The following is a 13,227-nucleotide window of genomic DNA, read 5'->3' on the forward strand; positions in this document are numbered from 1 at the left end:
ACGTCGACGGCCAATCGGCCTGTCACGTATTGCCCTTTACCGATGGAGTTCCCAGATGAAGAAACTCGCACTGCTTGGCGCCCTGGCGCTGTCCGTGTTTTCCCTGGCATCGCTGGCTGATGAAAAACCACTGAAGATCGGCATCGAGGCCGCCTACCCACCGTTCGCTTCCAAGGCGCCGGACGGCAGCATCGTGGGCTTCGACTACGACATCGGCAACGCGCTGTGTGCAGAGATGAAGGTCAAGTGCGTTTGGGTCGAGCAGGAATTCGACGGCCTGATCCCGGCGCTCAAGGTGCGCAAGATCGACGCCATCCTGTCGTCCATGTCGATCACCGATGATCGCAAGAAGTCCGTGGACTTCACCAAGCGCTACTACCTCACGCCGGCCCGCCTGGTGATGAAGGACGGTACCACCGTCAGCGACAGCCTGGACGAACTCAAGGGCAAGAAGATCGGCGTTCAGCGTGGCTCGATCCACGACCGTTTCGCCAAGGAAGTGCTGGCCCCCAAAGGCGCCACCATCGTTCCCTACGGCACCCAGAACGAAATCTACCTGGACGTTGCCGCCGGTCGTCTGGATGGCACCGTGGCCGATGCGACCCTGCTCGAAGACGGCTTCCTCAAGACCGACGCCGGCAAGGGCTATGCATTCGTAGGCCCGTCCTTCACCGACGCCAAGTACTTCGGTGACGGTATCGGTATCGCCGTGCGCAAGGGCGACGCCCTGAAGGACAAGATCAACACCGCCATCGACGGCATCCGTGCCAATGGCGAGTACAAGAAGATCCAGGACAAGTACTTCAACTTCGACATCTACGGCCCTGACGCGCAGTAATCCGTCGACGTTTCACCTGTTCAATGGTGCAAGCAGCAGAAGCGCTGAGGTTTGCACCATTTTTTCATCCCTAAGGTCGAGGACCTCAACATGTTGAAAGGCTACGGGGCAGTCATCCTCGATGGAGCATGGCTGACGCTACAGCTCGCCTTGTCGTCCATGGCCCTGGCCATCGTACTGGGCCTGATCGGCGTGGCGCTGCGGCTGTCGCCGGTGCGCTGGCTGGCCTGGCTGGGCGACCTGTACGCCACGGTGATCCGCGGGATCCCCGACCTGGTGCTGATCCTGCTGATCTTCTACGGCGGTCAGGACCTGCTCAACCGCGTCGCACCCTTGCTCGGTTTCGACGATTACATCGACCTCAATCCGCTGATGGCGGGTATCGGTACCCTGGGCTTCATCTTTGGTGCATACCTGTCCGAAACCTTCCGCGGCGCTTTCATGGCCATCCCCAAGGGGCAGGCCGAAGCCGGCATGGCCTATGGCATGAGCGGCCTGCAGATCTTCTTCCGGGTGCTGGTGCCGCAGATGATTCGCCTGGCGATCCCTGGCTTCACCAACAACTGGCTGGTACTGACCAAGGCCACCGCACTGATTTCGGTGGTGGGCCTGCAAGACATGATGTTCAAGGCCAAGCAGGCGGCGGACGCGACCCGCGAGCCGTTCACGTTCTTCCTGGCGGTCGCGGCGTTGTACCTGGTGATCACCAGTGTCTCGTTGCTGGCCCTGCGTTACCTCGAGAAACGCTACTCGGTTGGCGTAAAGGCGGCTGATCTATGATTTTCGATTACAACGTCATCTGGGAAGCCATGCCGCTGTACCTGAGCGGCATGCTGACCACGCTCAAGCTGCTGGCGCTGTCGTTGCTGTTCGGCCTGCTGGTGGCAGTGCCGCTGGGCCTGATGCGGGTGTCCAAGCAGCCGCTGGTGAACATGAGCGCCTGGCTCTACACCTACGTGATTCGTGGCACGCCGATGCTGGTACAGCTGTTTCTGATCTATTACGGGCTGGCCCAGTTCGAGGCGGTGCGCGAGAGCTTCCTGTGGCCGTGGCTGTCCAGTGCGACCTTCTGTGCGTGCCTGGCCTTTGCCATCAATACCAGTGCCTACACCGCCGAGATCATCGCCGGCAGCCTCAAGGCCACGCCCCACGGCGAGATCGAGGCGGCCAAGGCGATGGGCATGTCGCGGGTCAAGATGTACCGCCGCATCCTGCTGCCCTCGGCCCTGCGCCGGGCACTGCCGCAATACAGCAATGAAGTGATCATGATGCTGCAGACCACCAGCCTGGCGTCGATCGTGACCCTGATCGACATCACCGGTGCGGCGCGCACGGTCAATGCCCAGTACTACCTGCCGTTCGAGGCGTACATCACCGCCGGTGTCTTCTACCTGTGCCTGACCTTCATTCTGGTGCGCCTGTTCAAGCTGGCTGAACGCCGCTGGCTCGGCTACCTGGCGCCGCGCAAGGGCTGAGCCCGGCGGCAACTTTTTCGCCCCGGGCGCAGGCCCGGGACTGACGCTTTGTGAGAACCGACAGCATGTACAAACTCGAAGTCCAAGACCTGCACAAACGCTATGGCAGTCACGAAGTGCTCAAGGGTGTGTCCCTGGCGGCCAAGGCGGGCGATGTGATCAGCATCATCGGCTCCAGCGGCTCGGGCAAGAGCACCTTCCTGCGCTGCATCAACCTGCTCGAGCAGCCGCATGCCGGCAAGATCCTGCTCAACAACGAAGAGTTGAAGCTGGTGGCGAACAAGGACGGCGCGCTGAAGGCGGCCGACCCCAAGCAGTTGCAGCGCATGCGCTCGCGCCTGTCGATGGTGTTCCAGCACTTCAACCTGTGGTCGCACATGACTGCGCTGGAGAACATCATCGAGGCACCGGTTCACGTGCTGGGCATGAGCCGCAAGGACGCGCTGGAAAAGGCCGAGCACTATCTGGCCAAGGTCGGTGTGTCCCATCGCAAGGATGCCTACCCGGGCCATATGTCCGGTGGTGAGCAGCAGCGTGTGGCGATTGCCCGTGCACTGGCGATGGAGCCTGAAGTGATGCTGTTCGACGAGCCGACCTCGGCGCTGGACCCGGAGCTGGTGGGCGATGTGCTCAAGGTGATGCAGGCGCTGGCCCAGGAAGGCCGCACCATGGTGGTGGTGACCCACGAGATGGGCTTCGCCCGCGAGGTGTCCAACCAGCTGGTGTTCCTGCACAAGGGTGTGGTCGAAGAGAGCGGCAACCCGCGTGAAGTGCTGGTCAACCCGCAGTCCGAGCGGTTGCAGCAGTTCCTGTCCGGCAGCCTGAAATAATCGACCGTGCTACAGTTCGAGGCTGCCGCTTTGCACCAGAATAGGGCATGCTGCGCCTCGATCGAGGCTTTTCTCCCAGACTCCTCTCAGGTTTCGGACCTTACCCAATGACCACCCAGCGAATCGGTTTTCTCCTCTGGCCCAGCACCAAGGCCTTGACCCTGGCGCTGGCCGAAGAGGTCTTGCGGGTGGCCCAGAAGGTGCACCCCGAAGTGGTCTACGAGCTGCTGTTCCTGCAGGCCGAACCTGCGCCGGAGGGCGCCTGGCGCTTGCCTGGCGAAGCCTGGGTGGGGCGGCTGGAAGGTTGCCAGAAGCTGTTTCTGCTGGCCGATGAGCCGCCGCAGGCGGTAGGCGCGGCGCTGGGCAGCGCGCTCAAGCAACTGGTGCGCTCGGGGTGCGTGGTGGGCGGTCTTTCGGCAGGTGTGTATCCGCTGGCCCAGCTGGGCCTGCTGGATGGTTATCGCGCCGCGGTGCACTGGCGCTGGCAGGATGACTTCGCCGAGCGCTTCCCCAAGGTCATCGCCACCAGCCACCTGTTCGACTGGGATCGCGATCGGCTGACCGCCTGTGGTGGCATGTCGGTACTGGACCTGCTGCTGGCCGTGCTGGCCCGTGACCATGGCGCCGAGCTTGCCGGTGCGGTGTCCGAAGAGCTGGTGGTCGAGCGCATTCGCGAGGGGGGCGAGCGTCAGCGCATCCCGCTGCAGAATCGCCTGGGCTCCAGCCATCCGAAGCTGACCCAGGCGGTGCTGCTGATGGAGGCCAATATCGAAGAGCCGTTGACCACCGACGAGATTGCCCAGCATGTGTGCGTATCGCGCCGGCAGCTGGAGCGGATCTTCAAGCAGTACCTCAATCGGGTGCCCAGCCAGTATTACCTGGAGCTGCGCTTGAACAAGGCGCGCCAGATGCTGATGCAGACCAGCAAGTCGATCATCCAGATCGGCCTGTCGTGCGGGTTCTCGTCGGGGCCGCATTTTTCCAGCGCGTACCGCAACTTCTTTGGCGCAACGCCACGCGAAGACCGCAACCAGCGCCGCAGCAACAGCCCGTTCGAGTTGTCGTCGGCGCCTGCCGAGCGCGGCTGATTCGGTAGCGCAGCGCGACCTTCGGCGGCAAACCAGCGCCCACAGCTTCGAAGGGGGCTGCACAGGCCCGAGGGCGCTGGCTTGCCAGCGAAGAAGCCCCCGCAAATCCGTGCGTGACACAATCTCCCCGCCAGCACCGCGCACCGTTTAAACTGCGCCTTTGCGACCCTATTTGTCGCATTGCCGAAAGCCTTGGCAAAACAGGGTTTGGCGCTATAAGAAGTTGTCGCTTGGCGGCAAGGCCGGGCGTTCATCAGTCCTTACAATCCCCCCATCGCTCGCCAGTTCCAGGCAGGCGTTCCTCTTCAGGAGACTCCGATGTCCGTTGAGCAAGCTCCGGTGCAACGCGCCGATTTCGACCAGGTAATGGTCCCCAACTATGCGCCGGCCGCTTTCATCCCCGTGCGTGGCCAGGGCTCCCGTGTATGGGACCAGGCGGGGCGCGAGCTGATCGATTTCGCTGGCGGCATCGCCGTAAACGTCCTGGGGCACGCCCACCCGGCACTGGTCGGTGCGCTGACCGAGCAGGCCAACAAGCTGTGGCACGTGTCCAACGTGTTCACCAACGAGCCAGCCCTGCGTCTGGCCCACAAGCTGGTCGACGCCACCTTTGCCGAGCGTGCGTTCTTCTGCAACTCCGGCGCCGAGGCCAACGAGGCCGCCTTCAAGCTGGCCCGTCGTGTCGCCCACGACCGCTTCGGCCCTGAAAAGCACGAGATCATCGCTACCGTGAACAGCTTCCACGGTCGCACCCTGTTCACCGTGAGCGTCGGTGGCCAGCCCAAGTACTCCGACGGCTTCGGCCCTAAGATCACCGGCATCAGCCATGTGCCGTACAACGACCTCGAAGCGCTCAAGGCGCAGATCAGCGACAAGACCTGCGCGGTGGTGATCGAGCCGATCCAGGGCGAGAGCGGCGTGGTGCCGGCCGACAAGGCCTATCTGCAAGGCGCGCGCGAGCTGTGCGACAAGCACAACGCACTGCTGATCTTCGACGAAGTGCAGACCGGCGTCGGCCGTACCGGCGAGCTGTTCGCCTACATGCACTACGGCGTGACCCCCGACATCCTGACCAGCGCCAAGAGCCTGGGCGGCGGTTTCCCGATTGCCGCGATGCTGACCACCGAAGCGCTGGCCAAGCACCTGGCCGTGGGCACCCACGGCACCACCTATGGCGGCAACCCGTTGGGCTGCGCCGTGGCCTCTGCGGTGCTGGATGTGGTCAATACCCCTGAAGTGCTGGCGGGCGTCAAGGCCAAGCACGAGCGCTTCAAGGCGCGCCTGGAGAAGATCGGCCAGCAGTACGGCCTGTTCACCCAGGTCCGCGGCCTGGGCCTGCTGATCGGTTGCGTGTTGTCCGATGCCTGGAAGGGCAAGGCCAAGGACGTGTTCAACGCTGCCGAGAAAGAAGGCCTGATGGTTTTGCAGGCCGGCCCGGACGTGGTGCGTTTCGCCCCCAGCCTGGTGGTGGAAGATGCCGACATCGATGAAGGCCTGGACCGCTTCGAACGCGCTGCCGCTGCACTGACCAAGGCCTGATACCGGCCTGCGGTCCTTCGCTGGCCCCGGTGGCCAGCGAACCGATTCTGGTGGCCCGTGCCCGTGGCACGTGCCGCTTCTTCTGCGCCGGCAGCTGTCGGCCCGATTTTCCCTAAAGGAGTGACACCATGCTGGTGATGCGCCCCGCGCAAATGGCTGACCTGGGTGAAGTGCAGCGTCTGGCCGCGGACAGTCCCATCGGTGTCACGTCCCTGCCGGATGATGCCGGTCGCCTGGGCGACAAGATCGCCGCGTCCGAAACCTCCTTTGCCGCCGAAGTGAGCTTCAATGGCGAGGAGAGCTACTTCTTCGTGCTCGAAGACAGCGAGACCGGCAAGCTGGTCGGCTGTTCGGCCATCGTGGCCTCGGCCGGCTATTCCGAGCCGTTCTACAGTTTTCGCAACGAGACCTTCGTGCACGCCTCGCGCGAGCTGAAGATCCACAACAAGATCCATGTGCTGTCGCAGTGTCACGACCTGACCGGCAACAGCCTGCTGACCAGCTTCTACGTGCTGCCCGAACTGGTGGGCACCGGCTGGGCCGAGCTCAACTCCCGCGGCCGGCTGCTGTTCATGGCAGCGCACCCGGAGCGGTTTGCCGATTCGGTGGTGACCGAGATCGTCGGCTACAGCGACGAGCATGGCGATTCGCCGTTCTGGGATGCCATCGGGCGCAACTTCTTCGACCTCAACTACGCTGCCGCCGAGCGCCTGTGCGGGCTCAAGAGCCGTACCTTCCTTGCCGAGCTGATGCCGCATTACCCCATCTATGTGCCCCTGCTGCCGGATGCCGCGCAGGAGGCCATGGGCCAGGTGCACCCGCGCGCGCAGATCACCTTCGACATCCTGATGCGCGAAGGCTTCGAGACCGATCACTACATCGACATCTTCGACGGTGGGCCGACCCTGCATGCGCGAGTGTCCGGCATCCGCTCCATCGCCCAGAGCCGGCTGGTGCCGGTCAAGCTGCAGGAGCAGGCCGTCAAGGGTGGGCGCCCGTACCTGGTATCCAACGGCCAGTTGCAGGATTACCGCGCCGTGATGCTGGAGCTGGACTGGGCCCCTGGCAAGCCAGTGCAGCTGGACCTGGCCGCCGCCGAGGCGCTGGGAGTGGGTGAGGGCGCCAGCGTGCGCCTGGTCGCGGTCTGATTGCCTGGCTACCCCAGGTCGAGTTTCGCAGGGGCCAGCAGGCACCTGCCCGAGGAGATAGCATGATTGTTCGTCCCGTACGCAGCAGCGACCTACCGGCGCTGATCGAGCTGGCGCGCAGCACCGGCACCACCGGCCTGACCACTCTGCCGGCCAACGAAGAGCGCCTGGCCCACCGGGTGGGCTGGGCCGAGAAGACCTTCCGCGGCGAAGCCGAGCGTGGCGATGCCGACTACCTGTTCGTGCTCGAGAACGACGAAGGCGAAGTGGTGGGCATTTCGGCCATCGCCGGTGCCGTTGGGCTGCGTGAACCCTGGTACAACTACCGGGTGGGCCTGACCGTCAGCGCGTCCCAGGAACTGGACATCTACCGCGAGATCCCCACGCTGTTTCTGGCCAACGACCTGACCGGCAACTCCGAGTTGTGCTCCCTGTTTCTGCGCAGCGACTACCGCAGTGGCCTCAATGGTCGTCTGCTGGCCAAGGCTCGCCTGCTGTTCATTGCCGAATTCAGCGAACTGTTCGGCAACAAGATCATTGCCGAAATGCGCGGCATGTCCGACGAGCAGGGCCGTTCGCCCTTCTGGGAGAGCCTGGGCCGACACTTCTTCAAGATGGAGTTCAGCCAGGCCGACTACCTGACCGGGGTCGGCAACAAGGCGTTCATCGCCGAGCTGATGCCCAAGTTCCCGCTGTACACCTGCTTTCTGTCCGAGGCGGCGCGCAATGTGATCGGGCGCGTGCACACCGATACCGAACCGGCGCTGGCCATGCTGCAGAGCGAAGGCTTCAGCTATCAGGGCTACGTCGACATCTTCGACGCGGGCCCGGCGGTCGAGTGCCAGACCAGCAAGATTCGCGCGGTGCACGACAGCCAGGCCCTGGTGCTGGCGATCGGCACGCCGGGCGACGATGCCACCCCTTTCATCATCCACAACCGCAAGCGCGAGGACTGCCGTATCACCGCAGCGCCCGCGCGCTTGGCTGCGGGCACCCTGGTGGTCGACCCGCTGACGGCCAAGCGCCTGCGCCTGAGCGCCGGTGACCAGGTACGTGCGGTGCCACTGTCCGCAGCACGGGAGGCCAAATAATGACCACGCACTACATTGCCGGTACATGGCAGGCCGGCCAGGGCGAGGCCCTGCAGTCGCTGAACCCGGTCAGCCAACAGGTGATCTGGCAGGGCCAGGGCGCCGACGCGGGGCAGGTCGAGGCCGCGGTACAGGCTGCGCGTCAAGCCTTTGCTGGCTGGGCTCGCCAGCCGCTGGAGGCGCGTATCAGCGTGCTCGAAGCCTTTGCCGCGAGCCTCAAGGCCCACGCCGATGAACTGGCCCGCTGCATCGGCGAAGAAACCGGCAAGCCGCTGTGGGAGGCCACCACCGAAGTGACCAGCATGGTCAACAAGGTGGCCATTTCGGTGCAGAGCTACCGCGAACGTACCGGCGAGAAGAGCGGCCCGCTGGCTGACGCCACGGCGGTACTGCGGCACAAGCCCCACGGTGTGGTGGCGGTGTTCGGCCCGTACAACTTCCCGGGCCACCTGCCCAACGGGCATATCGTGCCGGCGCTGCTGGCCGGTAACAGCGTGGTGTTCAAGCCCAGCGAGCTCACGCCGAAAGTGGCCGAGCTGACGCTCAGGTGCTGGATCGAGGCCGGGCTGCCGGCTGGCGTGCTCAACCTGGTGCAGGGGGCGCGGGAAACCGGGGTGGCCCTGGCGGCCAACCCCGGCATCGACGGCCTGTTCTTCACCGGCTCCAGCCGCACCGGCAACCTGCTGCACCAGCAGTTTTCGGGGCGCCCCGACAAGATCCTGGCCCTGGAGATGGGGGGCAACAACCCCCTGGTGGTCGACCAGGTGCAGGACCTGGACGCTGCGGTATACACCATCATTCAGTCGGCCTTCATTTCCGCCGGCCAGCGCTGCACCTGTGCACGCCGCCTGCTGGTACCCCAAGGCGAATGGGGCGACACCCTGCTGGCGCGGCTGGTGGCCGTCAGCCGGAACATTTCGGTGGGCGCGTTCGATCAGCAGCCGGCGCCGTTCATGGGCTCGGTGATCTCCCTGGGGGCAGCCCGCGCGCTGCTCGATGCCCAGGCCCAGTTGCTGGCCAGCGGCGCACAGTCGCTGCTGCCGATGACCCAGCCACAGGCCGATGCGGCGTTGCTGACCCCGGGCATCATCGACGTGACCTCGGTGGCCGAGCGCCCGGACGAGGAGTTCTTCGGGCCGCTGCTGCAGGTTATCCGCTACAGCGATTTCGATGCCGCGATCCGCGAAGCCAACAACACCCAGTACGGCCTGGCCGCAGGGCTGTTGTCCGATTCCGAGGCGCGCTACCAGCAGTTCTGGCTGGAAAGCCGCGCCGGTATCGTCAACTGGAACAAGCAACTGACCGGTGCCGCCAGCAGCGCACCGTTCGGTGGTGTCGGGGCCAGTGGCAACCATCGGGCGAGCGCCTATTACGCGGCCGACTACTGCGCCTACCCGGTGGCGTCGCTGGAGGCATCCAGCCTTGTGCTGCCCGCCACGCTGACGCCCGGCGTCACCCTATAACAACAGCTTCACGGAGCCTTAGCCGATGAAATCATTTGAAGTGAATTTTGATGGCCTGGTGGGGCCGACGCACAACTACGGCGGGCTGTCCTACGGCAACGTTGCTTCGCAGAGCAACAGCCAGCAGGCATCCAACCCGCGTGAAGCGGCGCGCCAGGGCCTGGCGAAGATGAAGGCGCTGATGGAGATGGGCTTTGTGCAGGGCGTACTGGCCCCGCAGGAGCGTCCGGATGTGGCTGCGCTGCGTCGCCTGGGCTTTGGCGGCAGCGATGCGCAGGTCATCGAGCGGGCGGCCAGGGAGGCGATGCCGTTGCTGGTCGCCAGTTGCTCTGCGTCCAGCATGTGGGTGGCCAACGCCGCCACGGTCAGCCCGAGCGCCGATACGGCCGATGGACGCGTGCACTTCACGGCGGCCAACCTGAACTGCAAGTACCACCGCAGTATCGAGCACCCGACCACCAGTCGTGTGCTGGGCGCGATGTTCGCCAATACGCAGCACTTTGCCCACCATGCCGCGTTGCCGGCGGTGGCGCAGTTCGGTGACGAAGGTGCTGCCAACCACACGCGCTTCTGCCGTGCCTATGGCGAACCGGGCGTGGAGTTCTTCGTGTTCGGGCGCAGTGCATTCGATGCGCGCTACCCGGCGCCGCACAAATACCCGGCCCGCCAGACCCTGGAGGCTTCCCAGGCGGTTGCCCGGCTGCATGGCCTGAGTGCCGACGGCGTGGTCTATGCTCAGCAGAACCCTACCGTGATCGACCAGGGCGTGTTTCACAACGATGTGATCGCGGTGGGCAACGGCGAGGTGCTGTTCTATCACGAGGATGCCTTCCTCGACACCGAAGCGGTGCTGGCCGAGCTGCAGGCTAAACTGGCCGGATGTGGCGGCAAGTTCAAGGCCATCTGCGTGCCGCGGGCCCAGGTGACGGTCGAGGACGCCGTGCGTTCGTATCTGTTCAACAGTCAGTTGCTGTCCCGTGAAGACGGTTCGATGCTGCTGATCGTGCCGGAGGAATGCCGCAACAACGAGCGGGTCTGGGCCTATCTGTCGGCCTTGACCGGCCAGGGCGGGCCGGTGACCGAGGTCAAGGTCTTCGACCTCAAGCAGAGCATGCAGAATGGCGGCGGCCCCGCGTGCCTGCGTTTGCGCGTGGCGCTCAACGAAACGGAACTGGCGGCCGTCAACCCAGGGGTTATCATGACCGCGCCGCTGTACGACACCCTGACCCAATGGGTCGACAGGCACTACCGCGACAGCCTGAGCGAACGCGACCTGGCTGACCCGCAGCTGTTGCTGGAATGTCGCACGGCACTGGATGAGCTGACCCAGATCCTCAAGCTGGGTTCGGTGTATCCGTTCCAACTCCAACCTTGAAAGAGAACTCGATTATGTCCGACGCCCTGCAGCTGATCCTCGAAGATGAAGATGGCACCCAGCTGGAAACTTCCTGCACCCGTTTTGCCGTGCTGTGGCAAGGCAAGGAAGTGTGGATTCAGCAGGATGGCCGCGGCCAGCTGCTGATCGGTGTCGATGTTGAAGAAGGCGACGCCGAGTATGCCAACCTGCTGCTGCGCCCGCTGGCCACCAACCTGGTGAGCCTGCAGCTGGAAATGGAGCCGGCCGATGCTGGCGAAGATGACGACCACGTCCATGGCCCCGATTGCGGGCATCACCACTAAGGAACACCGCCCATGCTCGCCCTCGGCAAACTGCTTGAACTGACCCTTGCCGGTCGTGAACCGGCAGAGAAGACCCAGCTGACTGTCGAAGGCGTGCGCATGCGCTGGCTCGACGAGGGGGCGCTTGAAGTGACCCCGCCCGAGGGGCGTGACGATGGCATGGACCTGCTGCTGTCTGCGGGTATTCATGGCAACGAGACTGCACCGATCGAGTTGCTCGACGAACTCCTGCATGGCATTGCCAGGGGGGAGATCAAGCCGCGGGCGCGTGTGCTGTTCCTGTTCGGCAACCCCGAGGCGATGCGCACGGGTGCGCGGTATATCGAGCACGACGTCAACCGTCTGTTCAACCGGCGTCATGAGCAGTCCAGTGGTGTCGAGGCATTGCGTGCCTGTGCGCTGGAGCGTCTGGCAACGGCCTTTTTTTTCTATAAAGAGGGCCGTACCCGCCTGCACTATGACCTGCACACCGCCATTCGCGGCTCCAAGATCGAGCAGTTTGCGCTGTATCCCTACAAGGAAGGCCGTCAGCACTCGCGTCGGGAACTGGCTCGCTTGCGCGCCGCCGGCATGCAGGCTGTGCTGCTGCAGAGCAAGCCTTCGATCACCTTTACCGCATTCACCTACGAAACCCTGGGGGCCGAAGCGTTCACCCTCGAGCTGGGCAAGGCGCGGCCGTTCGGCCAGAACGGCGAGATCAAGCTCGGCAAGCTCGAAGCGCGGCTCAGGGCGATCATCGAGGGTAACGAGCCGGCTGAAGATGAAGGGATCGGCGGGCTGCAACTGTTCAGCGTCGCGCGCGAGATCATCAAGCACAGCGACAGCTTCCACCTGCACCTGCCGGCGGATATCGAGAACTTTTCCGAGCTTTCCAGAGGGTATCTGCTGGCCGAGGACCTGGCCGAGACGCGCTGGGTTGTCGAGGAGGAGGGCGCGCGGATCATTTTCCCGAACCCCAAGGTGAAGAACGGGCTGCGTGCGGGGATGCTGATCGTGCCTGCGTCGGATGAGCAGTTGGGCTGAAGATGAAACACCTTCGCCGGCAAGGCCGGCTGCTACAGGTGCCGCGTATCCCGTAGCAGCCGGCCCTGCCGGCGAAAGGGGTAGGGCAATCAGCCCGCCATCTTCTGCGGTACTTCATTGCGGCGCAGCGAGCGCAGCTTGAGCAGGGTGTCGGCGCACGTCACTGCCGCTTCGGCGCCCTTGTGCACGAAGTGATCGAAGAAGAACTTCTGGTGCTCGTCGCCGGCATGGAAGTGATGAGGGGTCAGTACCACCGAGAACACCGGCACTTCGGTTTCCAGCTGCACCTGCATCAGGCCGCTGATCACCGACTGGGCGACGAACTCATGGCGGTACAGGCCGCCGTCCACCACCAGGCCTGCAGCCACGATGCCGGCGTAACGGCCGCTGCGGGCCAGCAGCTTGGCGTGCAGCGGGATTTCGAAGGCACCGCCGACTTCATAGAAGTCGATATCGCTCAGCTGATAGCCTTGCTTGGCCATCTCTTCGACGAAACCCTTGCGGCTCTGGTCAACAATATCCTTGTGCCAGCAGGCCTGGACGAAGGCGATGCGATCGTTGTGATGGCCTTTGCTGTCGATTGGGGTAGCTTGCATTGAAACGAACTCCTGTTTGTATGAGAAACAGGGCAGTGGATCGAAGGGGATTGTCGTTGCGCAGATGTGCAGACGCAGGCACTCGCGTGCCTATCCCGCTCTCTCTTTATCCGGACTATGACCGTCGGCCCCGGAATCACACCGGGTCTGCTGACCTTGCAGGGTTGCCTGCAAGCGCTCGCGGGCTATGCGCAATGGGCGCAATTACCGCCGGTGGGGAATTGCACCCCGCCCTGAGAACGTGCCGCCAGTGGCTGGCGACGCACACGTTGTAGCATAGATGTCGGCAGAACGTATAGCCTGCTAAGCAAACCGCGCCGGATGAAGGTCATTTCATCCTCAAATGGCGGTTGGCGATGTATAAACTCACTGCACCTCGTGTTAAGGCTCGATATAATGCGGCCCTTTGCCGTCGTTTCGTCAATTTGACGCAGGCCGCCGTTTCCGTGGAAGAAC

Annotated in this window: 13 protein-coding genes and 1 riboswitch; of the genes, 12 read left to right on the forward strand and 1 reads right to left on the reverse strand. The window is 63.9% G+C overall.

Annotation, left to right across the window (positions count from 1 at the left end; all coding sequences use genetic code 11):
- The first annotated feature begins 55 nt into the window (after positions 1–55).
- The 12 genes from CR917_RS11820 (at position 56) to astE (ending at position 12,175) form a co-directional block, all read left to right on the forward strand.
- Positions 56–838: an ABC transporter substrate-binding protein gene (locus CR917_RS11820; protein WP_043860283.1), complete on the forward strand. Its 783-nt coding sequence runs from the start codon at positions 56–58 to the stop codon at positions 836–838.
- A 90-nt stretch (positions 839–928) separates the two neighbouring features.
- Positions 929–1,618: an ABC transporter permease gene (locus CR917_RS11825; RefSeq protein ID WP_054916585.1), complete on the forward strand. Its 690-nt coding sequence runs from the start codon at positions 929–931 to the stop codon at positions 1,616–1,618.
- Entirely contained in the window at positions 1,615–2,313 is a 699-nt protein-coding gene (locus CR917_RS11830) for an ABC transporter permease (protein WP_054916584.1), read from the forward strand. The genes CR917_RS11825 and CR917_RS11830 overlap by 4 nt, the downstream gene beginning before the upstream one ends.
- Positions 2,314–2,378: 65 nt before the next feature.
- A complete protein-coding gene (locus CR917_RS11835; RefSeq protein ID WP_043860285.1) occupies positions 2,379–3,143 on the forward strand; it encodes an ABC transporter ATP-binding protein in 765 nt (254 codons plus the stop codon).
- Between the two features lie 107 nt (positions 3,144–3,250).
- Positions 3,251–4,231 (forward strand): transcriptional regulator ArgR, encoded by a 981-nt coding sequence (argR, locus tag CR917_RS11840; RefSeq protein ID WP_043860286.1) that lies wholly within the window; start codon positions 3,251–3,253, stop codon positions 4,229–4,231.
- A 318-nt stretch (positions 4,232–4,549) separates the two neighbouring features.
- A complete protein-coding gene (locus CR917_RS11845) occupies positions 4,550–5,770 on the forward strand; it encodes an aspartate aminotransferase family protein (RefSeq protein ID WP_043860287.1) in 1,221 nt (406 codons plus the stop codon).
- Between the two features lie 128 nt (positions 5,771–5,898).
- Positions 5,899–6,918 (forward strand): arginine/ornithine succinyltransferase subunit alpha, encoded by a 1,020-nt coding sequence (aruF, locus tag CR917_RS11850; protein ID WP_043860288.1) that lies wholly within the window; start codon positions 5,899–5,901, stop codon positions 6,916–6,918.
- A 62-nt stretch (positions 6,919–6,980) separates the two neighbouring features.
- Entirely contained in the window at positions 6,981–8,009 is a 1,029-nt protein-coding gene (gene astA, locus CR917_RS11855) for an arginine N-succinyltransferase (RefSeq protein ID WP_043860289.1), read from the forward strand.
- On the forward strand, positions 8,006–9,472 hold the full coding sequence (gene astD, locus CR917_RS11860) for a succinylglutamate-semialdehyde dehydrogenase (RefSeq protein ID WP_173925083.1): 1,467 nt from the start codon (positions 8,006–8,008) through the stop codon (positions 9,470–9,472). Before astA ends, astD begins: the two co-directional genes overlap by 4 nt.
- A 25-nt stretch (positions 9,473–9,497) precedes the next feature.
- Positions 9,498–10,847, forward strand: coding sequence for an N-succinylarginine dihydrolase (astB, locus tag CR917_RS11865; protein ID WP_104572317.1), 1,350 nt, complete (start codon positions 9,498–9,500; stop codon positions 10,845–10,847).
- 14 nt (positions 10,848–10,861) lie between these two features.
- Entirely contained in the window at positions 10,862–11,152 is a 291-nt protein-coding gene (locus CR917_RS11870; protein WP_043860292.1) for a hypothetical protein, read from the forward strand.
- Positions 11,153–11,164: 12 nt separating this feature from the next.
- A complete protein-coding gene (gene astE, locus CR917_RS11875) occupies positions 11,165–12,175 on the forward strand; it encodes a succinylglutamate desuccinylase (RefSeq protein WP_104572318.1) in 1,011 nt (336 codons plus the stop codon).
- Between the two features lie 89 nt (positions 12,176–12,264).
- On the opposite strand, the gene CR917_RS11880 is transcribed toward astE, so the two are convergent.
- Positions 12,265–12,771, reverse strand: coding sequence for a 6,7-dimethyl-8-ribityllumazine synthase (locus CR917_RS11880; RefSeq protein ID WP_043860294.1), 507 nt, complete (start codon positions 12,769–12,771; stop codon positions 12,265–12,267).
- Between the two features lie 93 nt (positions 12,772–12,864).
- A riboswitch (FMN riboswitch) is annotated at positions 12,865–13,016 on the reverse strand.
- Positions 13,017–13,227 lie beyond the last annotated feature (211 nt).

This window comes from Pseudomonas sp. BRM28 (assembly GCF_002939405.1).
Taxonomy (GTDB): Bacteria; Pseudomonadota; Gammaproteobacteria; order Pseudomonadales; family Pseudomonadaceae; genus Aquipseudomonas; species Aquipseudomonas palmensis.

What these genes read in the sequence shown, in the direction of transcription:
- CR917_RS11820 (WP_043860283.1), top strand. Translation starts at nt 56, where the DNA reads ATGAAGAAACTCGCACTGCTTGGCGCCCTGGCGCTGTCCGTGTTTTCC.
- CR917_RS11825 (WP_054916585.1), top strand. Translation starts at nt 929, where the DNA reads ATGTTGAAAGGCTACGGGGCAGTCATCCTCGATGGAGCATGGCTGACG.
- CR917_RS11830 (WP_054916584.1), top strand. Translation starts at nt 1,615, where the DNA reads ATGATTTTCGATTACAACGTCATCTGGGAAGCCATGCCGCTGTACCTG.
- CR917_RS11835 (WP_043860285.1), top strand. Translation starts at nt 2,379, where the DNA reads ATGTACAAACTCGAAGTCCAAGACCTGCACAAACGCTATGGCAGTCAC.
- argR (WP_043860286.1), top strand. Translation starts at nt 3,251, where the DNA reads ATGACCACCCAGCGAATCGGTTTTCTCCTCTGGCCCAGCACCAAGGCC.
- CR917_RS11845 (WP_043860287.1), top strand. Translation starts at nt 4,550, where the DNA reads ATGTCCGTTGAGCAAGCTCCGGTGCAACGCGCCGATTTCGACCAGGTA.
- aruF (WP_043860288.1), top strand. Translation starts at nt 5,899, where the DNA reads ATGCTGGTGATGCGCCCCGCGCAAATGGCTGACCTGGGTGAAGTGCAG.
- astA (WP_043860289.1), top strand. Translation starts at nt 6,981, where the DNA reads ATGATTGTTCGTCCCGTACGCAGCAGCGACCTACCGGCGCTGATCGAG.
- astB (WP_104572317.1), top strand. Translation starts at nt 9,498, where the DNA reads ATGAAATCATTTGAAGTGAATTTTGATGGCCTGGTGGGGCCGACGCAC.
- CR917_RS11870 (WP_043860292.1), top strand. Translation starts at nt 10,862, where the DNA reads ATGTCCGACGCCCTGCAGCTGATCCTCGAAGATGAAGATGGCACCCAG.
- astE (WP_104572318.1), top strand. Translation starts at nt 11,165, where the DNA reads ATGCTCGCCCTCGGCAAACTGCTTGAACTGACCCTTGCCGGTCGTGAA.
- CR917_RS11880 (WP_043860294.1), bottom strand. Translation starts at nt 12,771, where the DNA reads ATGCAAGCTACCCCAATCGACAGCAAAGGCCATCACAACGATCGCATC.